Source organism: Mucilaginibacter sp. OK283 (assembly GCF_900110415.1).
Lineage (GTDB): Bacteria > Bacteroidota > Bacteroidia > Sphingobacteriales > Sphingobacteriaceae > Mucilaginibacter.
The window spans coordinates 689,644-712,632 of record NZ_FODR01000001.1; the positions used below are offsets into that span (position 1 = coordinate 689,644).

Annotated in this window: 19 protein-coding genes; 8 read left to right on the forward strand and 11 right to left on the reverse strand. The window is 45.1% G+C overall.

The features are described from left to right. The first annotated feature begins 90 nt into the window (after positions 1–90). The 3 genes from BMX56_RS02945 (at position 91) to BMX56_RS02955 (ending at position 6,701) form a co-directional block, all read left to right on the forward strand. Positions 91–2,475 carry a beta-glucosidase gene (locus BMX56_RS02945; RefSeq protein ID WP_090640510.1) on the forward strand — a complete coding sequence of 795 codons (2,385 nt, stop codon included), beginning with the start codon at positions 91–93 and terminating at the stop codon, positions 2,473–2,475. 204 nt (positions 2,476–2,679) lie between these two features. Then, positions 2,680–5,016: a glycoside hydrolase family 3 protein gene (locus BMX56_RS02950; protein ID WP_090640514.1), complete on the forward strand. Its 2,337-nt coding sequence runs from the start codon at positions 2,680–2,682 to the stop codon at positions 5,014–5,016. A 140-nt stretch (positions 5,017–5,156) separates the two neighbouring features. Further along, positions 5,157–6,701: a carboxylesterase/lipase family protein gene (locus BMX56_RS02955; RefSeq protein WP_090640519.1), complete on the forward strand. Its 1,545-nt coding sequence runs from the start codon at positions 5,157–5,159 to the stop codon at positions 6,699–6,701. A gap of 91 nt (positions 6,702–6,792) precedes the next feature. On the opposite strand, the gene prfH is transcribed toward BMX56_RS02955, so the two are convergent. The 5 genes from prfH to pdxA form a co-directional block, all read right to left on the reverse strand. Further along, entirely contained in the window at positions 6,793–7,407 is a 615-nt protein-coding gene (gene prfH, locus BMX56_RS02960) for a peptide chain release factor H (RefSeq protein ID WP_090640523.1), read from the reverse strand. A gap of 4 nt (positions 7,408–7,411) precedes the next feature. Beyond that, entirely contained in the window at positions 7,412–8,812 is a 1,401-nt protein-coding gene (locus BMX56_RS02965; RefSeq protein ID WP_090640527.1) for an RtcB family protein, read from the reverse strand. Between the two features lie 11 nt (positions 8,813–8,823). Continuing rightward, on the reverse strand, positions 8,824–9,549 hold the full coding sequence (locus tag BMX56_RS02970) for a hypothetical protein (RefSeq protein WP_090640531.1): 726 nt from the start codon (positions 9,547–9,549) through the stop codon (positions 8,824–8,826). Positions 9,550–10,286: 737 nt separating this feature from the next. After that, complete coding sequence (locus tag BMX56_RS02975; RefSeq protein WP_090640536.1) at positions 10,287–11,471, reverse strand: DUF5009 domain-containing protein; 1,185 nt, start codon at positions 11,469–11,471, stop codon at positions 10,287–10,289. Between the two features lie 83 nt (positions 11,472–11,554). After that, the gene (gene pdxA / locus BMX56_RS02980; protein ID WP_090640540.1) at positions 11,555–12,610 is read right to left on the reverse strand and encodes a 4-hydroxythreonine-4-phosphate dehydrogenase PdxA; all 1,056 of its coding nucleotides are present in this window, start codon (positions 12,608–12,610) and stop codon (positions 11,555–11,557) included. A 665-nt stretch (positions 12,611–13,275) separates the two neighbouring features. Between pdxA and rsmA the strand changes: the two genes are divergently transcribed. Continuing rightward, on the forward strand, positions 13,276–14,055 hold the full coding sequence (gene rsmA / locus BMX56_RS02985) for a 16S rRNA (adenine(1518)-N(6)/adenine(1519)-N(6))-dimethyltransferase RsmA (RefSeq protein ID WP_090640544.1): 780 nt from the start codon (positions 13,276–13,278) through the stop codon (positions 14,053–14,055). Between the two features lie 271 nt (positions 14,056–14,326). Continuing rightward, positions 14,327–14,917 carry a hypothetical protein gene (locus BMX56_RS02990; protein WP_090640549.1) on the forward strand — a complete coding sequence of 197 codons (591 nt, stop codon included), beginning with the start codon at positions 14,327–14,329 and terminating at the stop codon, positions 14,915–14,917. Between the two features lie 174 nt (positions 14,918–15,091). Here BMX56_RS02990 and BMX56_RS02995 read toward each other — a convergent pair whose 3' ends face one another. From BMX56_RS02995 to BMX56_RS03020, 6 genes are all read right to left on the reverse strand, one after another. Next, on the reverse strand, positions 15,092–15,619 hold the full coding sequence (locus BMX56_RS02995) for a DUF2911 domain-containing protein (protein WP_090640552.1): 528 nt from the start codon (positions 15,617–15,619) through the stop codon (positions 15,092–15,094). A 553-nt stretch (positions 15,620–16,172) separates the two neighbouring features. Continuing rightward, positions 16,173–16,847 carry a hypothetical protein gene (locus BMX56_RS03000; protein ID WP_090640557.1) on the reverse strand — a complete coding sequence of 225 codons (675 nt, stop codon included), beginning with the start codon at positions 16,845–16,847 and terminating at the stop codon, positions 16,173–16,175. A gap of 211 nt (positions 16,848–17,058) precedes the next feature. Then, positions 17,059–17,724 carry a response regulator transcription factor gene (locus BMX56_RS03005; protein WP_090640560.1) on the reverse strand — a complete coding sequence of 222 codons (666 nt, stop codon included), beginning with the start codon at positions 17,722–17,724 and terminating at the stop codon, positions 17,059–17,061. 2 nt (positions 17,725–17,726) lie between these two features. Beyond that, positions 17,727–18,512 carry a sensor histidine kinase gene (locus BMX56_RS03010; RefSeq protein ID WP_090640564.1) on the reverse strand — a complete coding sequence of 262 codons (786 nt, stop codon included), beginning with the start codon at positions 18,510–18,512 and terminating at the stop codon, positions 17,727–17,729. Continuing rightward, positions 18,502–19,044: a hypothetical protein gene (locus BMX56_RS03015; protein WP_143065349.1), complete on the reverse strand. Its 543-nt coding sequence runs from the start codon at positions 19,042–19,044 to the stop codon at positions 18,502–18,504. The genes BMX56_RS03010 and BMX56_RS03015 overlap by 11 nt, the downstream gene beginning before the upstream one ends. A gap of 117 nt (positions 19,045–19,161) precedes the next feature. Next, positions 19,162–19,617: a hypothetical protein gene (locus tag BMX56_RS03020; RefSeq protein WP_090640572.1), complete on the reverse strand. Its 456-nt coding sequence runs from the start codon at positions 19,615–19,617 to the stop codon at positions 19,162–19,164. 621 nt (positions 19,618–20,238) lie between these two features. Between BMX56_RS03020 and BMX56_RS03025 the strand changes: the two genes are divergently transcribed. From BMX56_RS03025 to BMX56_RS03035, 3 genes are all read left to right on the forward strand, one after another. Then, on the forward strand, positions 20,239–20,988 hold the full coding sequence (locus BMX56_RS03025; protein ID WP_090640576.1) for a carboxypeptidase-like regulatory domain-containing protein: 750 nt from the start codon (positions 20,239–20,241) through the stop codon (positions 20,986–20,988). 180 nt (positions 20,989–21,168) lie between these two features. Beyond that, the gene (locus BMX56_RS03030; RefSeq protein ID WP_218152367.1) at positions 21,169–22,068 is read left to right on the forward strand and encodes a helix-turn-helix domain-containing protein; all 900 of its coding nucleotides are present in this window, start codon (positions 21,169–21,171) and stop codon (positions 22,066–22,068) included. A gap of 82 nt (positions 22,069–22,150) precedes the next feature. Further along, positions 22,151–22,984 (forward strand): SDR family NAD(P)-dependent oxidoreductase, encoded by an 834-nt coding sequence (locus tag BMX56_RS03035; protein ID WP_090640579.1) that lies wholly within the window; start codon positions 22,151–22,153, stop codon positions 22,982–22,984. The last annotated feature ends 5 nt before the right edge of the window (positions 22,985–22,989 follow it).

A 22,989-nucleotide genomic window follows, 5' to 3' on the forward strand; every position in this document is an offset into this window, starting at 1 on the left:
CTATTGTGTATTATTGACACAATGCTATTGTTTGCTGTTAATAAACCAGTTGTAACCAATTATTAAGCACTCTTTTTTTAATCCTTAATCATGAAAATAAGCTCCAGATCTGGTATTGCTATTGTAATTATGTGGGCAGCCGGCAGTTTTAATTCAACTGTACAGGCCCAGACCAAAAAACAACCGCTGCAGTTGCGGGCAAACAATGTAAAGCAGATAGTAGCTGCGATGACGTTGGAAGAAAAATCAAAGCTGGTTGTAGGCATGGGTTTTAAAATGCCCGGTATGCCCCCTCCCGTAAAGGGCAAAAAGCCCGAAGCAATAGATATTGGCGGATTTAAACTGCCTCCATCAGATCCTGATGCTTATAACATTCCCGAAAAGGTTCCGGGAGCTGCCGGCCGCACGCATGCTATTCCGCGTTTGGGAATTCCATCCATGACGGTTTCTGATGGTCCGGCGGGTTTACGTATCGAACCTATCCGCGATGGCGATAAATCAAAAACGTATTACGCCACTGCTTTCCCGGTGGCAACCCTATTGGCCAGCAGCTGGGATACCCAATTGGTAAATAAAGTAGGCGTAGCCTTTGGTAACGAAGTGCGCGAATATGGTGTGGATATTTTATTGGCGCCAGGCATGAACATCCACCGCAATCCTCTTGGTGGCCGTAATTTTGAATACTACTCCGAAGATCCGCTTGTTGCAGGTAACATGACCGCGGCCATTGTAAACGGCGTTCAGTCAAACGGCGTAGGTACCTCTATAAAACATTATGCGGCCAATAACCAGGAAACCAACCGTAATTCTATAAACACCATTGTGAGCGAAAGGGCTATGCGCGAGATTTATTTAAAAGGTTTTGGCATTGCTGTAAAAAAATCACAACCGTGGACGGTAATGTCATCCTACAATAAATTGAACGGAACTTATACTTCTGAAAGACGCGACCTGTTAACCACCGTTTTAAAAGACGAGTGGGGGCTGAAAGGCTTTGTGATGACAGATTGGTTTGGCGGCAAAGATCCCGTGGCGCAAATGAAAGCCGGTAACGACCTCATTATGCCGGGTAGCCCAAGCCAGTCGGAGGCTATTGTGGCTGCGGTTAAGGATGGGTCATTGAGTATCAAACAGCTGAATGCCAATGTAGAACGGATGCTGAGCGTAATTGTTAAGTCGCCATCCTTCACCAAATACAAATATTCAGATGCGCCTGATCTGCCGGCTCATGCTAAAGTAGCACGCGAGGCAGCTGCCCAGGGCATGGTACTGCTTAAGAACGACGATCATGCTTTACCATTTTATCCTGCAAAAAGGATAGCTGTATTTGGCAACACCAGCTATGATATTATTGCAGGCGGCACAGGTAGCGGCGATGTTAACAAGGCGTACACCATTTCGTTGATGCAGGGTTTAACAAACGCCGGTTTTAAAGTGCAGGAAAAGCTATCAGGCAGCTACGCTGCTTACCTGGCCGATATGAAGCTAAAACAGCCTAAACCTAAAAATTTCTTTGATCATCCCGCGCCTATTCCCGAAATGGATGTAAATGGCATGGTGGCCGATGAAGCTGCCGGTGCCGACGAAGCACTCATCACCATCGGCAGAAATGCCGGCGAAGGGGCCGATAGGAAACTGGAAGGCGACTACTATTTAAATGATGCCGAAAAAGGCCTGATTAGAGGTGTAGCCGATGCTTTCCATGCCAAGGGAAAAAAGGTTGTTGTAGTGTTAAATATTGGCGGTGTTATTGATGTTGCCAGCTGGCGCGATGAGGTAGATGGTATTTTGCTGGCATGGCAGCCAGGCCTTGAGGCAGGTAACGCCATTGCCGATGTTTTAGGCGGCATGGTTAATCCATCGGGTAAGTTGGCCACCACTTTCCCAATGGATTATAAAGATGTGCCATCGGCAAATAATTTCCCGGGTACGCCCGCAGCTAAACCTGAATCTGTTACTTATGAGGAAGGAATTTATGTTGGCTACCGTTATTATGATGCCGCCAAAGTAAAACCGGCCTATGAGTTTGGTTACGGTTTATCTTACACCAAATTTAAATTTAGTGACCTGAAGCTGAGCTCCTCAAACTTTATGCGCAGCATTACGGCTACTGTAACGGTTAAAAACACAGGCGATATTGCAGGTAAAGAAGTAGTGCAGTTATACCTGAGCGCACCTAAAAAAGATATTGATAAACCAGAGCAGGAATTAAAGGCATTTGCTAAAACCCGACTACTGGCAGCCGGCGAATCGCAAACCTTAAGCTTTACCATTAAAGCAGCCGACCTGGCATCTTTTTACACCAGCCGCGAAGCCTGGATAGCCGATGCCGGTAAATATGAAGTTAGGGTTGGTTCATCATCAAGACAGATAGAAGAAAAGGCCTCGTTTAAGCTGGCCAAGGATATTACCGTTGAAAAAGTGGTTAAAGCGTTGACCCCGGAGGTCGCTATCAATGAGTTGAAGCTGAAATAACTGTTCACTCCCGTCATTGCGAGGCACGAAGCAATCCCAAACTATGTGGGACTTAGCATGTCGGGGATTGCTTCGTGCCTCGCAATGACGTTTTTTCGCACATATATTAACTAAACTAAACTATCAAGCCTTTGCGACTACGGTTGCAAAGGCTTTTACAGGTACAAGGCAATTATAAATACAAACCAAACAATTACAGTCTTCATGGCAAATCAATTCAAATTTATCGCGTTGCTCTGGCTGCTGCCTGCAACCGCCGCTATGGCTCAAACTAAATGGACCGAGAAAAAATCGGGTGATATTGTTTTTGTAAACAATAGCGGCGGGCAGCAACTGGGTTATGCCACCACATCGGGCGTAAAGATATTAACGGTTGATGGCCTGGCTTTTAAAGACCTGAATAAAAACGGCAAGCTGGATAAATATGAAGATTGGCGCTTGTCTGTTGACGTGCGGGCCAAAGATCTGGCATCGCAAATGAGTGTAGAACAAATTGCCGGGCTGATGTTATATAGCAGGCACCAGCCCATACCGGCAGCACCCGCTGGGCCATTTAAAGGTACTTATGGCGGTAAAGTATTTGCCGAGAGCGGTGCCAACCCCTATGATCTGTCCGATCAGCAGAAACAGTTTTTAGAAAAAGATAATGTACGCCACGTGCTCATTACATCGGTGCAAACACCTGAGATTGCAGCAAAATGGAATAATAACGCACAAGCGTTTGTAGAAGGTTTAGGATTGGGTATACCCAACAATAACAGCTCCGATCCGCGCCACGGCACCGTTGCCACGGCCGAGTATAATGCAGGGGCTGGCGGTGCCATTTCTATGTGGCCGGGCTCGTTGGGCTTTGCGGCCACGTTCGATCCAAAGGTAGTTGAAAACTTTGGCCATATAGCTGCTTTGGAATACAGGGCACTGGGCATTGCCACCGCGCTATCGCCACAGGTTGATATTGCTACCGAGCCACGCTGGGCAAGGGTAAGCGGTACGTTTGGTGAAGATCCGCAGTTATCCGCCGATATGGCCCGGGGCTACATCGATGGCTTCCAGACATCCGCAGGCGATAAAGAAATTAACGGCGGCTGGGGCTATGGCAGCGTTAATGCCATGGTAAAACACTGGCCGGGTGGCGGCGCCGGTGAAGGTGGCCGCGATGCGCATTATGGCTATGGCAAATACGCGGTTTATCCCGGTAATAATTTTAAGCAGCATTTAATCCCTTTTACCGAAGGGGCTTTTAAGCTGAATGGAAAAACAGGTATGGCTGCCTCAGTTATGCCCTACTATACCATATCTTTTAACCAGGATACCAAAAATAAAGAGAACGTTGCCAACAATTATAACTCTTATATCATTAACGACCTGCTGCGCAAAAAATACAAATTTGACGGGGTGGTTTGTACCGATTGGCTGGTTACCGGCGACGAAACCGCTGTAGATGTTTTCCTGTCGGGAAAGTCATGGGGTGTAGAGGGCTTGTCGGTGGCGCAACGCCATTACAAAATATTGATGGCCGGTGTTGACCAGTTTGGCGGTAATAACGAGGTTACACCAGTGATTGCTGCTTACCAAATGGGCGTGAAGGACCACGGAGAAGCATTTATGCGGGCAAGGTTTGAGCAATCGGCTGTACGCTTGCTGCGCAATATATTCAGAACAGGCTTGTTTGAAAACCCGTATTTAGATCCCGAAGCTACTAAAGCTGTTGTAGGCAATCCCGAATTTATGAATGCGGGTTATGCAGCTCAGCTTAAATCAATAGTTATGCTTAAAAATAAAGGCAACGTTTTACCATTACAAACCGGCAAAACCGTTTACGTGCCTAAAAAGTTCACCCCCGCCGGGCGCAATTTCCTGGGAATGGAAACTCCCGAGAAATTAGAATACCCGGTTAATATGGAAACTGTGAAAAAATATTTCAAGGTAACCGAAAATCCCGAGGAGGCCGATTATGCCCTGGTATTCATCAACAGCCCTAATAGCGGTGGTGGTTACAATAGCCAGGATGCCAAAAACGGCGGTACGGGTTACGTACCTATCAGTCTGCAATATGGCGAATACAAAGCGGTTGATGCCCGCGCCACAAGCATAGCCGGCGGCGACCCGTTAGAAAAATTCACCAACCGGACCTACAAGGATAAATCAGCAACAGCCATTAACGTTACCGACCTGGCTATGGTGAATGATACCTATGCAAAAATGAAAGGCAAGCCTGTTATTGTATCGGTAAATATGGCCAACCCAATGGTGTTTTCTGAATTTGAAAAGAATGCCAATGCTATCGTGGTAGATTTTGGCGTGCAGGGCCAGGCTACTTTAGATGTCCTCACCGGTAAAGCCGAACCATCTGCATTATTGCCGCTGCAAATGCCTGCAGATATGAAAACCGTAGAGCAGCAGTTTGAGGATGTACCCCACGATATGAAATGCTACACCGACGAGCAGGGCCACGTATATGATTTTGGTTACGGTTTAAACTGGAAAGGTGTTATCAGCGATGCCCGGGCTGCAAAATATAAGGTTAGTGCAAAGCCGTAAATGGGGCGTTCTATCTTCCATCCGTCATTGCGAGGTACGAAGCAATCCCGAACAATGTGGGACTTAGCATATAGGGGATTGCTTCGTACCTCGCAATGACGGATATTTGACATTTAAAATATTGTATAAATAAAATCTATATGAAAAATTACTTTGCATTGTTTTTATTGATATTGACAAGTGGTGCCGTATGCTATGCACAAAGGAGTAGCCTTAATACGGTAAAAACCAACAGCGGGATGGTATCCGGCAGTGCTAATAGCGATGGCTCCGTTCATATATTCAAAGGTATCCCCTTTGCCGCCCCACCGGTTGGTAATTTTCGTTGGAAAGAACCTCAGCCCGTAACGCCATGGGGCGGGGTTAAACAATGCACCACATTTTCGGCCAGCCCTATGCAGCCCAGGCCTGATGAGTTTGGTGTTTATACCCGCGAGTTTTTGATTCCCTATCAGCCCATCGGCGAGGATTGCCTGTACCTGAACGTATGGACCAACGCCACATCATCCGCTGATAAAAAGCCGGTACTGGTATATATTTATGGAGGTGGTTTTGGATCGGGCGGAGCGGCTTGCCCTATTTACGATGGAGAAGCAACATCCAAAAAAGGGGTTGTTTTTGTTGTGATTAATTATAGGGTGGGGATTTTTGGTTTTTTCGCCCATCCGGAGCTGAGTAAAGAATCGGGCCACAATGCCTCTGGTAATTATGGTTTGATGGATCAATTGGCTGCGCTTAAGTGGGTAAAACAAAACATCAAAAATTTTGGCGGCGATCCTGGTAATGTCACCGTAGCTGGTCAGTCGGCGGGTGCTATGAGTGTGAACTGTTTAGTAGCCTCTCCTTTAGCAAAGGGATTGTTTCAAAAGGCTATCGCCGAAAGTGGGGCTATGTTTATTAGCGGCCCATTTGGATCGCCAACATTACAGGAGGCCGAACAAAGGGGATTAAAATTAGCACAGCAATTAAAAGCAAACACCCTTGCCGATATGCGGAATATTCCCGCCGCCGATTTGCTCAATAAATGGCAGGCACGCCCTATTATTGATGGCTATGTATTGCCTGGAACCATTGCAGGTACATTTGCCTCGAATAAAGAAAACCCCGTGGCCTTACTTACCGGCTGGAATGAAGACGATGCCTTTGTAGGCAAATTGAAAACCGCCGAAGAATATAAAAAGCAGATAGCCGAACAATACGGCGATAAAGCGGCGGCTTTTTTACAACATTACCCCGGAAATACTGATGCTGAGGCCGCGCGGTCGCAGATCAATATTAGCCGCGATCAAATCTTCGGTATTCAAAACTATACCTGGGCAAATGTGCAGAGCAATAAAAAGCAGGCTAAAGTATATGTTTACCGCTTTACCCGCCGCCTGCCTGCCACGCCCGATTTTGTAAAATACGGCGCGTTCCATACCGGCGAGGTGGCTTATGCCTATGACAACCTTAAATTCCTGAACCGCCCCTGGGAGCCTATCGACCAGCAATTGGCCACAACCGTATCCACCTACTGGACAAATTTTGCCAAAACCGGTAACCCAAACGGGGCTGGTTTACCGCTATGGCCCAGCTATAACGCCACGGATGCCCAAATAATGATATTGGGCGAAATGCCCACAGCTAAGCCGTTACCTGATAAAGCGGCCTTAGATTTTATGGTTGGTTTGATGGGAGGAAAGTAATTCGCGAAAAGTAGATTTACGAAGTTTTTGAAACTTCGTAAATCTGTGCGAGACTTTTTGGCGTTTAACACCTTACTGCCGGTTGCAAAAATTACAATGCCGCCCTGATTACTTTCACCGGGTTGCCGCGCTCCAAAGAGTGGTGTGCCATCCATTGGCTTTCCAGCTGGGCTATTTGCTTTTCGGCCTGCGTGGCTATCAGCTTAGCCTCCAGGCGCTCGGCACAAAGTTTTTTATTTTGTAATTGCGAACGGCTATCCATAGCCAATACTCGCAGCCCTGTGGGTACATGCGTCCCTCGTACCGCTGTTTCTACCTTGTTTACATTTTGCCCTCCGGGGCCCGATGCACGCAGGGTTTCAAACTTTACATCGTTAGGATTAAACTTTACCTGCTCGCCCACACTAAAAATGCCCACCCCAACAAACCAGTTTTTGCGCTTGTGAAATTTGCGGTATGGGCTTTGCGATATCCACTGTACAGTGCCGTTCCACTCGTTTATAAAACCATCTGTATTATCGCCCTGCAACAGGAGGGTTGATGATAATAACGCGTTATTTAATTCAGCCTTTTTGTTTTCTATCACCGATAAGTCCAGCCCGCTGCCGGAGGCTTGTTTCAACATCAAATCCTGTACTTTGGCTACCACCAGGCAACATTCCAGCGGGCCTTTGCCTGCTGTTATTTGTATGATTAATTTTTTCATTTTACTATTCTTTATTCATGCGTACAATGTGCGGCCAAAATTTGCCCTGTATGGCAACCAGTTCGGTTTGCGCCTGCATTACCAATTCAATATCCTTATAGGCTGCCGGGTTCTCCTCGATACTGCCGTCAATCAACGTTACATCAGCCCCGGCCAGCATTTTTTTCATTGCCGATTTGGTGGTGCTGCCCCTGGCATCATGCCTGCTCATAGCCCGGCCGGCACCATGCGATGCCGAGTATAAGGCACCGGCATTGCCCTTACCCATTACCAAATAGGCAGCAGTAGCCATACTGCCGGGGATGATGCCCAACTCGCCAATATTTGCGGGCGTTGCCCCTTTGCGGTGAATGATGGCTTCGGTGCCATCTGTAAGTTTGTCTTTCCAGGCAAAATTGTGATGGTTTTCTATCTTACAAAGGGCTTTTAACCCAAGCGCTTTTAACAGGTTGCTATGTATCCGGTCGTGACAGGCTTTGGCATAATTGCCGGCCAGGGTCATGCTTACCCAATATTCCTGCCCGGCTTCGGTATCCAGGTCAAGCCAGGCCAATGGCTGCGCTTCGCGCGGGAGCTTGCAGGTATTCATGGCCACCTGTGTATAATGGCGGGCAATATTTGCGCCCAGCCCGCGGCTGCCCGAATGAGTAAGCAAAGCCATATAGGTTTTAGCCGGTAAGCCCATCGCGTTATTCTCGGCCAGTTCTATCGCACCAAACTCTACAAAATGGTTACCGCCGCCCGATGTACCTAATTGTTGCACGGCCTTGCCGCGCAGTTTTTTAAGCAGCGGCGTTTCATTAAACAGCGGGCTATCCAATACTTCATGCTCCTGGGGTACAGGCAGGCTGCCTTCCATGCCAAAATGTGTCCATTTGCCTATCGCCTGTTTAATTTGATGATCATACCGTTTGATGAATTTTTCATCGGCATCAATAATAGTTAAGGCCATGCGGCAGCCAATATCCATACCTACCCCGTAGGGAATCACCGCATTGCGGGTGGCCAATACGCCTCCAATGGGCAAACCATAACCGCTGTGTGCATCGGGCATTAAGGCGCCACGGATACTGATGGGTAATGACAGCGCCAGGGCCATTTGTTTTTTGGCTATCTCTTCAATTTCATCGGCCCCATAAATTTTAATAGGGGCGGGCTCGTCCGTTAGCTTAAATGTTTTTAACGCCGGTTCTGCCTCACCATTAATAAATGCTTCAGCTATTTTTTGCAACCGGTCATCGCCCGTATAGGCAGCCGGGTTATCCCGCACAGCAGTTAATAATGCCAATACATCGACTTTGTTGCTGTGCTTGTAGTACCGGGCTACTGTATTGATGGCGAGGCTTTTTAATGCATCGCCTGTGTAGCCTATTTTATCTAATTCTTTTGTTTTTAAATTGCCCATAAGGGTGCTGTTTAATAGCCCGTATATTCCTCTTGTAAGGAATGCGGGGGTTTGTTTTTTAATTCGTTCTTGTATTTTTTTTGTTCCTCGCGCCACTTCCAATATTTGTGCCGGCTACCGCCAACCAGCTTCGACATCCGTGGTTGCAGGTTTTCGCGGTCAATCCTGTTTTTGATTTGCTTGATCTGCTTTTCCAGCAATTCATCGTGCTGTTTTTTCTCATATATTATATGGGGTTTTACAACCAATACAAACCGCCAGGTTTCCATAAAGTGATACTCTGTTATCATCGCTTTTTTCCTGACCGACCATACTTCTTTAGGACTGAAAAGAACTTTTTCCCTATCCGTTAGCTTAAGGGTGTTGCGCAGCCAGTCGTATTCGTCAATTACCCGCAAAAGCTGCCGCTTTTCAGAATACACATATTTCCCCCGCTTTCTTTTCCTCTTTTTAAAAGCGCGGTCATGATGATATTGAACAGTATTAATCTTTTTGAGCAGGTTTTGATAAAATTCTCCCTTAGTACTGCGTAAGATATCGCCACGCAAAACAAACAGCCGTTTCCAGCCACTTTGGTAGGGAATTTCCAATGGCACCATAGGCAACTTATACTTTGTTGCCCACAATATGTCAAGCTGTTTATCCAACCTGATCAGTTGTTTATCGAAATCTTTTTTTACGAGCCGTTTCTTTCTCCGGGCCGACTTTTTAATGTACGGCCAATCATGCATGTCCATCGGACTTGTTCGTTTATTTTTTTGCCAATCTGTTAATGATTTTCAAAAGTCCATCCGCCGTGGCGGATATACCCATTTTGAAATTGCAGCAAACCACGAAACTTAAAAATCCGGCGACATGCAAAACCTTCAGGCGTTAAAAAAAAACGACAATTACAAAATGCTATTTCGGTAAAAAAGGGTTGCTGTCCACCTGTTTCAGGTAGTGCACTAATGGGATATGGATGAGATACTCTGCGTCATGATTCCTGATTATTATGAGTTAACAATTAAGGAATTGCTGCAAATGTGCAATTATTTTTTGAAAAGGCGAAGGAATTAAATCAACCGCGATGAATGAGTGGGGCGGGTGGCGTGATCATTATTGCTTCGTACCGGGCATCATGTATTGGAATTTACAACACATTCGCTTGAACGCTGGCTAAGACTCACCCGGTCGAGGCTACGCCCAACCACCCTCTCTTCACCTGCGGTGGAAAGAGGGTGGTTGTATTTAATTATTTAATAATCAATTATTTATTGAGTTTAAATTTCCCAAACCCTCTTTGCGGCTTCAGCCGGCGAGAGGGTGGTTGGGCGTAGCCTCGACCGGGTGAGTCGTAATCGACATACTAAATACTTTGTTATCCTTTCATTAGAAGCATAAACGGATTAGTAAACCAAATTTAGACAGGTTCTAAATCAAAAATCTTCGACTTATGGCTTCGGGCTCAATACTTAGCACTCAGGACTTAACACTAAATCTTCAGCCTCACATTTATTTTATCCAGCAGCCCGGTAAGCCACACCATTACAAAGGCAAAAACAATGCATTTGATCAGTCCGCCGGTGCCCTGGCTAAGGTATTCGGGGTAGCCAATATTGCTCATTTCATACAGCGGATAAAATATAAAAGGAACAATATAGCAGGTGAACGTATTGGTGCCTGCCGGCTCAATAATTTTAAACCATTTGTATTTGTGCTTAAAATCAACCACAAAAATAAATATGGCATAAGCTATCAGGCTGATGCCGGTACATATTAAAACCCATGAAGGGGTATCTCTTGTTTTGTTGATGCCGCCGCTAAAGTAGCGCACAATAAAGCCCAGGTTAAACAGTATGATGGCGATGAGTATTAGTGCCGCCCATAACATTTTAAGCTCGTTATTGGCCTTAAGGCGCATGTACAGCACCGATACAAACACCCCTGCCATGGTAAAAGCCTGCATGGCGCCATTGCCCGCTATCCAAACGTATTGCTGTACCGGTTCTAAAAAATTAAAGAAACCAAAATGAACATCCAGGTTAAACATCATGAAAAATATCCAGGCCGTGGCCTGTATCCATAAATGCCCGCCCGAGTAATAGTAAATAAGCGCGCATACCAGGTAGCTCCAGCCTATCAGGCCTAAAATGCCCCACCAGCTAAAATGCAGCCAGGTATGTCCCGGATCGCTGGTGCGGTACAGGGCCGACATGGCTATCAGCAACGCTACTCCAAAACCCTGCAGCAGGTAACGTTTCAGGTTGCTGGTATCTTTGCTGTAATCTAAAAATATAAAAAAAAAGCTGAAGGTAACCAGGCTTTCCCATACGGGCTTGGGCAGGGCGGTGGCAGCCTCATTATAGGTTTCCATATTGGCGTGAAAAAAACCAATGAACACCAGCGCCAGCGATCTGCTGGCTATGCGCGACAATAATTTATAATTACCGCTTTTTAACCTGTTTTGAAATGCGAAGGGGATAGATAAGCCAACGATAAATAAAAAAGCCGGGAAAATAGTATCTGCCAAACCCAGTCCATCAGCGTTTTCGGCAACGTGCTTGAGCCATTGGGGCGTACCCGGAATACCGTCAAGATCATTCACAAAAATCATGAGCAGCATCGTAAAGGCACGAAAAGCATCGATGGATCGTATCCGGTCCGAAAAAGTATTCATCAAGGGAGTAAATGCATTAGTAAAGCAAATGTTTTAACTAAACGGTAATTAAATTGAAACATTATGGTTACTAAATGGTTTTTTTAGTCCCTGTCGCGGCTCAGTTTGCTAAATGCCAAGGGGTTTTCGTTCAGTTCCAGCGTTTCGCGGCGATGCTTAACTATGTGAATAGCAGTAAATAAGGCCTCGCGGAACGATACCTCCGATGCCAGGTTTTTACCGGCAATATCATAAGCGGTACCATGATCTGGCGATGTGCGTACAAATTTTAACCCGGCGGTAAAATTCACCCCCGATTCAAAAGCAATTTGTTTAAAAGGGATCAGCCCCTGGTCGTGGTACATGGCCAGCACCGCATCAAACTGCAGGTAAGTGCCATTGGCAAAAAAGCCATCGGCAGGGTAGGGGCCAAAAGCCAGTACATCGTTATCGCGGGCAAGTTCAATAGCGGGTATAATGGTATCCTTTTCTTCGTGGCCAATTAAACCGTTATCGCTGGCATGCGGATTTAGCCCCAGTACGGCAATTTTGGGTTTGCGTATCCAGAAATCATTTTGCAAACTGTGGTTCATCAGCTTAAGTTTGGCCACAATTTTATCAACAGTAATACTTTCAGATATTTTCGATACCGGGATATGGCCGGTAACCACACCAACCCGCAAGGTGTCGCTCACCAAAAACATCAGCGATTCGGCTGCGCCGTCGCGCTCCTGCAAATACTCGGTATGGCCGGGAAAGTTAAATTTATCGCTCTGGATGTTATCTTTATTAATAGGCGCCGTAACCAGGGCATCAATGTAACCCTCCTTTAAATCGTAGGTAGCACGCTCCAACGAAATAAATGCGTATTTACCACCGGCTTCGGTAACCATGCCCGGTTCAATTTTTACGTCCTCTTCCCAGCAATTAATCATGTTGGGTTTTTTATGCTGGGTTTGCGATGGGTCGTTAATCACCTGGAAATTCAGTTCGGCAATATTAGTAGCCCTGCGGTGGAACGACGCCACCTTGGTATGGCCATAAACAATAGGCGTACAATAATCATAAATTTTACTATCGGCCAGGGTTTTAATAATTATCTCTAAACCTATTCCGTTAACGTCGCCTATGCTGATGCCTACTTTTATTTTATCGCTCATTTTTATTTTATGATTACACTGATTTTTGGGTGACTTCACCGATTATTGGAGGTGATTTCACTAATTAATCCGTGATTGAATTTATATTGGTTACCCTGAAACTATCTCCAGGATTATTTTTGTTCTTATTTCTTAATCTTCTAATCTAAAACGCCCCCGTCTTGATTCCTGACTCTTAATTCTTTGGCCCGCGGTATATCTTACTACTTGATACTTACTACTTACTACAAAAACGGGCGTTCCCTTCGGGCCGGGCTTTACGTTCATACTGCACAGGCCTTAGCCACAGGCCGGTATCCACTTCAATCCCTAACGCAACCTGTCTGAACCGGGATTTACAGGATTTTAGAATTTTCAGAATTACAGTTTATTATCCGGTTCCAATTCCTGCCTTTCACCCTTTACCTGTTCCCAACCCGGGCCTTTCACCCTTTACCTTTCGCCTTTAACCTGTTCCCAACCCGGGCCTTTCACCCTTTACCTTTCGCCTTTAACCTGTTCCCAACCCGGGCCTTTTGCCTTTTACCTTTCGCCTTTAACCTCTTCCCAACCCGGGCCTTTTGCCTTTTACCTTTCGCCTTTAACCTCTTTCCCCCTGCAAATAAAACATTTGTTCCCAATCAATGCGCAAATATCACGTAATTTGCTCAAATATTTGACAGATAATGACATTGGTAAGGGCAAAAAAACATTTAGGGCAACACTTTTTAACCGATAAAAATATTGCAGCCAAAATTGTAGACAGCCTGAAACCCGAAGGCAGGTTTACCAATGTGCTGGAAGTTGGCCCCGGAATGGGCGTACTCACCGATTTTTTATTGCTCAAGACCGAGTATGAAACCTCGGTAATTGATATCGACGATGAATCGGTACAATACCTTAAAAAGAAGTATCCCCAGTTGGGCAACCGCCTCATGAATGCCGACTTTTTGGAAATGGATTTTAAAACCGTTACTGATAAGCCCTTCGCCATCATTGGTAATTTCCCTTACAATATTTCGTCGCAAATACTTTTCAAGGTGTTGGATAACCGCAGCCAGGTTATCGAGGTAGTGGGCATGTTCCAGAAAGAAGTTGCCGAACGCTGCGCCGCCAAACCGGGTAGCAAAGAGTACGGCATCCTGAGTGTATTTTTGCAAGCCTATTATAAAGTAGAGTATTTATTTACCGTTAAAGCCGGCGTATTTAACCCGCCGCCCAAGGTACTCTCGGCCGTTATCCGCCTTACCCGCAACCAGGCCGAAAACCTTGAGTGCGACGAAAAACTATTCTGGCAAATTGTAAAAGCCGGCTTCAACCAGCGCCGCAAAACCCTGCGCAACGCCATATCGTCCCTCATTAACAAAGAAAAAATGACCGACAACCCAACGCTTGACCTGCGCGCCGAGCGCCTGAGCGTGGCCGATTTTGTGAAGCTTACGAACGAGGTAATGGCGGCGAGGTAGATTTGCTGATTTTTTAGCTCTCGTTGATTAATTTAACCCTATACAAAAAGCGTTATATACAAAAACTCCCAGATGAAATTAAGCATCCGGGGGGTATATTTATTACTTAGCATGGCTTTTACCTATCAGCGGGCCATAAGGCTGGAGGCGGCAACGACGGTTTTTTAACGTCTGTTCAACCAATCAACCCAATCCAACCACCCACAAAAATCCCTATTGTTTAATCAAAATATTTATATAGCTTTATTTCCAAATCAAAACTAATCACAAAATGAAAATTTTTATTACCGGGGCAGCTTTTATCGCGCTGCTATCGTTCTCGGCAACCTCTATGGCCCAGAAAGTTAAATTAAAAGATGGCGACTTTACTCCGCTAAAAAGCGAAACAACCGTCAATGTTGAATTTACTTACAACAACATGGCCGTTGGCAAATACAAAGACGAAGCCGATTACCTGGAACGCAAAAGAGCAGATTATAATAAAAAAGAAGATGGCAGAGGCGATACCTGGGTAAAATCATGGGTGGGCGACAGGCAGGCTAATTTTGAGCCTAAATTTATGGAATTGTTTGAAAAATACTCGCAAATGAGCCAAAGCAAAACCGCCAAATACACCATTATATTTAACACTTATTTTACCGAGCCCGGCTACAATATTTATATCAGCCGCGAAAACGCCAAGATTAGCGGCGACGCCGTAATTGTTGAAACGGCTAACAGGAGCAAGGTAATTGCCACCATATCGGTTGAAAAAGCGCCCGGCCGTACTTTTGGCGGTTACGATTATGATACCGGCACAAGGTTAGCCGAATCATACGCGACGGCAGGCAAAGCGCTGGGCAAGTTTTTAAAAGATAAGTAGTAATTTTTAATAACTGAATTAAAAAAAGCCGCCCCGTCAATAAAAATGAGGCGGCTTTTTTGTAACCTGCTATATCTGTTTTGAAGCCCATGCATTAGTTTGATGCTTTCTGCATTCGACTTTAAGATTATACCTGTTTGATGCTTTCAGCTTTTAGCCTTCTGCTTTCAGCTTTTAATCAAACACTACAGGCACTGTTAAATTTTCCCAATTTAACTCAAATCCTTTTCCCGAAATGGTGTAGGTTAGTCTTTCACTCATACCTGCTGATTTTCCGGGGGTAGCGGTTACTACAGCTACATCTTTTGCGGGGTCCTGGGTGGTGGTGCCATCGCGGTTAATGCCCCACTGCCCGGTTTGCGAATTGAAGATAATTTTCCATTCTTTTTCGCCCGGTACTGCGTATAGGCTGTATTTGCCGGCCGGGATGGTTTTACCTTGTATGGTTAAAGCCTTATCGGTAGTAAAAATGGTTGCCTGGTTGGCACCGGCCCGCCATACTTTGTCATAAGGCACAAGGCCACCCCATATGGTACGGCCTTTAACCGCAGGGCTGCTGTAAGCAATAGTTACCGCCGCGCCGTTTATAGTGCCGGTGGCGGTAGCCGCAGGACTTGCTTTTTCCTGTGCCATAACAGTAAACGACATCATGATGCCGAACAAAACGAGCATAAATGATTTTTTGAATGTGATACTTTTCATAATGGGTAATGTTTTATTGGTTAATATGAAGCAAGTTACAAGTTATTGACGAATAAAAATCATTAAACAAAGCTTGTATTGAATAAGTAAACAGCAGGAAGATTTGTTTGATTTTTTTAACCGTATGCTGTTCGCGGCTGTTTGCTGTTCAAATGTTTCTGCCCCGAACTGCTATGCTTTTAGTTGATAACTACCGAGACTAAGGTAACTAACATTTGGGATTTGCATACTCATTACATACCACATGGTGCACAAGGCCGGAGTCTTGTATTAGCGAAAAATGCCTGCAGAGTAGTGCGGGACGTCATATTACTCCAAAGATCTGCACCTATAATAATATAAACTACAAGTATATTGGCTCGGAGATATCCGAACGACGGCAGACAACGGAGAACAGGGAAGAAAGAAATTTTTAGGGCAGAATATTGTGTGGCCGCCCGGGGTGGAGAACAAATGATTTCGGGAACAGCAGTATGAAATAGAACCTTCATCACGTATAAAAAAGTAAAACCGTCAAAAGACGGCTTTACTTTTACCATAAAAATATCTGCTGTTAAAACCCGCTATTGAAGGCAGCCGAGAATGCGTAAATCAGTCCTTGTGTCGACGGGCTTTCGGTAATGCTAAATAAACCATAGGTTAACGTCCAATCAATTGACTGGTTATTACTAATGGAATAAGTTCCCACCGAAGTATCGCCGGTACCGGCTTTTGTGAACACTTCAAGAACCATTGTTTGCGCCATATTTTGTAGCATGTCGTCATTTACCGGGAACTGCCAGTTCACAAAATTTTGTGATAGCTGTTGTTTGAGTTGCACAATTGCAGCTTCAACAGTTGGGTCTGAGGGCTGCGCATCTGCACCGTTACCACAATAGTTATTAACAAGGCCGTTATCAGAGCGGATACCTGTATCGCCGGTGTAAGTGCTTGCAAAAACGTTTTGTGATTTTGCTAATGCAGCCTTCATGGTACTTTTGATTAAGGGCCCGATATCCTGTTGATCGTCGCTTAAAAGTAATGACCTGTTGAAGGCGTGATTTTTATGTAAGCCAACCGCGTAACCTTTTAATGCGGGGGCCTTTAATGAAGCCGAAGGTGTTACCGCGAAACTTGTTGCTAAAGTTGTAAGTTGTGCGGCTGTAGCGGTGGCGTCGGAAACGGTACTGGTTATCGCTCCTACAATTCCATCGATGCCGTCAGTTACGGCACTTATAATTTTTCCCATGATTTCTTTTATTTGTAATTTTTTTACCTACTCTGTTCAGGCTTTTCGGCATCGGCCTTTTTTGTCATCCAGGATTGAAAGCGCTTTCTTGTTTTGTTTGACAATTCAAAGTAACGGGATACTTGCGGGCGGCTTAAGCGCAGTAATGCGGATATTATAAAACAGGTAGTAATACGGGGTATTAAAGTAGTTGTACGTATGGCAGACGGGGTTAAAGCACCTCTATCAATTGGTGTTTAACGGCATATAGCACCAGGCCGGCGGTATTGCGGCTTTGGGTTTTAAGGAGCAGGTTGTTGCGGTGGCCCTCTACAGTGCGAATGCTTAAGAATAACTTCTGGGCAATTTCGGCGCTGGCATATTCTTTACAAATAAGCTCAAGCACCTCTCTTTCGCGGTTGGTGAGCTCAAAAGGCGAGGTGCTGAAAACGTTTGTGGTTTTACTACGGCGGGCGGCGGTATTTTGGATCGCTACCAGTGTTTGCCGGTTAATATAAAAGCTGGTATGATGAACGGTTTGTATCGCCGTAATCAATTCTTCCTTATCGCAATTTTTAAAAAGATAGGCGGAAGCGCCTGCCGAAACCATTTTGGCTATAAGCCTTTCCTGCGAATGTACAGACAGCACCATCACTTTTATTTGCGGGTACTGTTCCTGTAAAATCTGGTTAAGCTCGATGCCGTTCATGCCGGGCATATTCATATCCAGCAACAGCACCTCGGGGATTGAAGGGATGGTTTTTAAGATGCCGAGCAGGTCTGCTGCGCTTCCGGCATCGGCAACCAGCTCAAAATTGGGTACGCTGTTAATGAGTACTGCCAGGCTTTGTCTGAAAATATTCTGATCGTCGACAATGGCTACCCTTATTTGTTCCATTTTTAAATATTATCTGTTTTAAGCCGGATGCTCATATTAAACCCTTTGCGGCCTGGCAAATTAACCTCATAAGCTGCTCCGATAATGCCCAGCCTGCTTTCGATGTTTTGCCTGCCCATTCCTTTTTTTGTTTTGTCGGCAGCTGCAATACCCCGACCGTCGTCGTGGTAACTAATTAGCAGGTAATCGTCAGCTATATCAAACTTAATATTTACCAGGCTGGCATTGGCGTGTTTAAGGGTATTATTTAATAATTCTTCAAAAACCCGGTATAGGGACAGGGATACATTGGCACCAAGCTTATCGGTTACCGGGTTGGCGTTGTCGGTAATGTTTACCTGCAGTTTGCCCGTGGCGGTGATAAACTCGGCCAGGTCTTCTAAAGTCCCCATAAAGCCATACAGTTCAAGACCGGGCGGCGACAGGTTATGCGAGATATGCCTTACATCCTGTACAATTTTATCTATCTGATATTTACAGGTGCTTGAAAATTCACCGCTGCCGGTTGTAGCCACATTATTAAACATTTCGATAGTGATGCGCAGGTTTGACAGGGCGGTGCCAACATCGTCATGCAAATCCTGGCCAATGCGCTTACGCTCCGCTTCCTGCGATACGATGATGGTTTTTAACAGTTCCTGCTGGTGCGCAAGTTCTGCCTGTTGTAATTGGTGTTGCTTTTTTAACAGGTTGTTTTGGTTGCGGATAAAAATAAGCACAAAAGATACTACCAGCATGAACAGGCCGCCCATGCTAATCAGTAATAAAACGTAAATATTATCCTTCATTTTTTACCTGTAAAAAGCCAGCTGCCACCATAAGGTACATCAGTAGTACGAGGGTAGCATGGATACCTCCGAAAATGAAATAGAGATTGTCACTCGCTTTTTGAGTAATGAGATTTAAAAAAGCAAAATAAGCGAATGAGCTGGAAAAGTATATTAATAAACCGGTTACAATCCAGTTTACGGGGATAGTTACCCAGGGTGTTTTATTTTCTTGATTACTGTAATTTAAAAAATAATACATACACAAGCCAATTATAATTAGAGCAGAAATAGGCCTGGGATAAGAATTGTATTCATATATGTTTTGTATAAAAAGAAAATCAAGCACACTCAACAGAGGGAATAAAATAAATAAGGCCCAAATTATCCAGGAGACTCCGGATTTGTTTATGGACAATTGAAAGAATCTGAGTATAAATAAATATTCTGCAATGGTATAAAAGTGCAGTAACGGCAAATTATTGATGTTATGCAACCCCATTATTCGCTCAATAACATCTGTTACACCTGCAAATAGCAGGTATAACAGCATTGTTTTTGAGGGTTGGTTTTTGTAAACAGTTTTTATTAAACCGGTACCTATGGGTATCAAAACAGTTGCCGGCACTATAACCGTAACGTATATATGATTCATTTACAAATGATGTAGCTAAGAAACAGGTACATACAATTCACTTTGTTGATCGCAATATTTAGGGCAGGGTGATGTAAAATCATAAACATTGGTATCGTTCGGGTCAGGATTACTGGCATCCTTATGTACTGCATCAGTATACGGTGCCGAATGGTTAACCTTTAAAACAGGTACAATAAGCCCGCGCATATCGTCGGGGGTTGCCGAGGTAGGCATTGTTTCGCCGGCTATCCCGAAATACACCCTGATGCCAACCAGCGTGTCTTCATTATAGTAGTTTTTACATTCCTCTTGTATTGCTGTAATATCTGCAAAGGAGATATAAAGAGCCCGTGGAATGGATTCCGGATTTTTTTTAAAGCCAGGTATTTGCAGCATGGCATTTAGCCACCTGTCGATACGGATTTTGGCAAGCTCAAGGCTGATGGCTGTTTTTGAGGGATCTTTTTTGGGTTCAGTTTTATGTGTCATGGTACTTAGGTTGAAATTGTTATTATTATTTAATAAGCAATAATTTTAGGTAATAAATGAAACGCTTTCATATGCCAGCCGGCTGAGTTATAACATTCGGGAGCTATGCTAAATTAATATATATATTCAATAATTATAAGGCGAGTGAATATTAAAATACCGTGCTTCCCGGTTGTTGGTATTCCTCGGCGTCTGCCTCCCTTTGGTCGAGTTGTTTTCAACAAACTGTAGCCGCAATAATCAAAGTCCTCTTTGCCCGTAATAAAAGACCGGTACCCTTTCGGTATGGTTACTAACAGGTAATTATTTCGCAAGATATTTGCATTAGCGCAAAACCAGGCAACGTAGGTAAATATATTGTGCGCGGCTTTTCTTTTGGCAGGCACGGCGCTTTGTTTGATTGTTTTTTACAACCTGTGTGATGCAAGGCGCGTTTGGTTAAAATATGTTAAACACAATCCACGAAAGTCGCCGCCCGGTTATATTTGTAAGGAGCTCATTAATAAAGTTCTAAGTTTTGAGTCGGAAGCCCTAAGTACAAAGTTTAAAAAGATGCCTTTCGACTCAGAACTTTCGACTTAAGATTTGGGGCTTATGACTTAGAACTTACCACCACCACCTATGCGGCACCTGCTTATCATATTTTTTATTTGCACCGGCCTTGCGGGCTACGGGCAAAAAATAAACGGTATAGTAACCGATAAGGCAACCGGCCTGCGTATTAGCGGCGCGCTGGTAAGCACAACAAACTCCACGGCCATAAGCGACATGGAGGGCATATTCAGCATTGGTGTTGCCAGGCAGGGGGATACGTTAAAAGTAAAAATACAGGGTTATAAATCGTTTAAGCAGGCGGTGGCCCCTGCAGCAACCGGGGATGTGATTGTACAGTTGGAGCAAGCCACTATCCAGCTGCAGCAGGTAAACATCAGTGCCCGGCGCGATAGGGTGAAAGATTCCATCAGTAACCGCATTCAGTTTGCCCGGGATTTTAACAGCCATCCGCCAAAGTTTTCGGATATCATCAGGCCGGGCGCATCTGTCGGGCCCATACCCATGGCAGGCGTTTCCATTGTGCCCAGCCAGTTTATTGCCCTGCTTACCTACAAACACAGCAATGCCTACAGGTTTAAACAGGCGCTCATCCGCGACGAGGAGGGCAAATATGTAGATAGCCGCTTTAGCGACGAGCGCGTGGCCCAGCTCACCGGCCTTCAATCCGATTCGTTATACCATTTCATTAACCAGTACCGGCCCGCCGCCGCCCAGGTACGCAAAATGAGCGACTATGATATTTTTACCTACATCAAAAAAAGCGCTGCAAAATTCAGGAAGCCACACCGGGATGATGTAAAGGAGGCGGAGTTTTAGCACGAAATACAATAAAGGGTTCATTGGTGTGCTAAGGGTGCGTAGCAGGTACCCGGAAGGTGTGTGAAAGGATAGTCGAAGATGCTACGAGGGGTATGGCAGGGGGGCAGAAACAGGGTAATCTGAATGTAAAACTCAAGGCGCCACTTGACATGTGGTTTGAATTTTGTAATTTTGATTATGACTACCGAAACACTTGAAGATTTTTACAAAAACAAATTCGACTGGCTGCCCAATAACCTGCAGCAAAACATCGGTCATTTTAATGTTTTTAAAATTGAGGATTGTATTGGCCCCAATGCCAAACCGGTTACCTACAGCCGCCGCAGCTTTTATAAGATAAGCCTGATGCGGGGCGAAAACATTATCCATTATGCTGATAAAAGCATTACGCTGTCGGGTACTTCGCTCATGTTTTTTAGCCCGCTTGTGCCCTATACGTTTGAGCACATGAGCGACGACCGCACGGGCTTTTTCTGCATTTTTACCGAGGAGTTTTTTGTGGAGCGGTTTCGCAATGGTTTGAGCGAACTGCCCATGTTCGGCCTTAACGCCAAACCGGTGTACCAGCTTGATCGTACACAGGATGAATACGTTACGGGCCTGTTTCGTAAGATGACGGATGAGATTGCTTCTGATTACGCTTTCAAGTACGAACTGATTCGCAATTATGTAACCGAATTGTGCTACTATGCATTAAAAACCCAGCCATCCGAAAATGTTTATAAACACGCCGATGCCAAATCACGCATAACATCGGTATTTACCGAGCTGCTGGAGAGGCAGTTTCCGATAGAAACGCCTTCGCAGCGCTTTGCCCTGCGGTCGGCCAATGATTTCGCGCAACGGTTATCGGTACACGTAAACCACCTCAACCGCGCCATCCGCGAAACCACCGGCAAAACCACCACCGACCACATCGCCGACCGCCTGCTGAGCGAAGCCAAATCCCTCCTGCGCCATACGGATTGGAATATCTCTGAAATAGGTTACTGCCTGGGTTTTGAGGAACCAACGCATTTCAATAACTTTTTCAAAAAACAAACCCAGGTTACGCCATCACGGTTCAGAAATGTTTGAATTTCGTAATAATTGGTTTGAATAGCGTAATTACTCCCTTTTGCTGTCATATTACCTTTGTTTTATCAAAAACAAACACACTATGGACAACAAAAAAGTATGGTTTATCACTGGCGCCTCCAAAGGGTTCGGGCTCAGTTTAGTAAAACAATTACTGGATGCTGGCCAGCTTGTTGCCGCCACTTCCAGGAACCAGCAGGAGCTTGTAGCTGCCGTTGGTTCAAACAGCGCTGATTTTTTACCCTTACAGGTTGATCTGGTTAATGAGAGCAGCGTATCACTGGCGTTGCAACATGTTTATGAAACATTTGGCCGGATAGATGTGGTTATTAACAATGCCGGCTATGGCATTGGCGGTGCTATTGAGGAACTTACCGATGCCGAAACCCGCTCGGCTTTTGATGTAAATGTATTTGCTACCCTCAACGTAATCAGGTTTGTGATGCCTTACCTGCGTAAACAGCGCTCGGGGCATATTATAAATATCGCATCGATAGCAGGTATTACAGGAGGCACAGGGTGGGCGGTATACGCAGCGGCCAAATCGGCAGTAATTGGCCTGTCGGAAGTATTGGCTCTGGATGTTAAGTCGTTGGGTATCAAAGTTACGGTAGTAGCTCCGGGCGCGTTCCGCACCAGCTTTCTTACCGCCGATTCGTTAACAGTTACCCAAAATCCTATTGCCGAATATGAAGATGTAAGGCACTCGCACTGCAAATACCTGAGCATGAATGGCCAGCAGGCAGGCGATCCTGAAAAAGCGGCTGCAAGCATCATCAACGTGGTTTATGAAGAAAATCCGCCGCTCCGTTTGCTGTTGGGTGGCGACGCATATAACCGCGCTCTCACTAAACTGGACGGCTTGTATAAGGAAATTCACGAATGGGAGAATACTACCTGCGCCACTGATTTTTAAGTGCT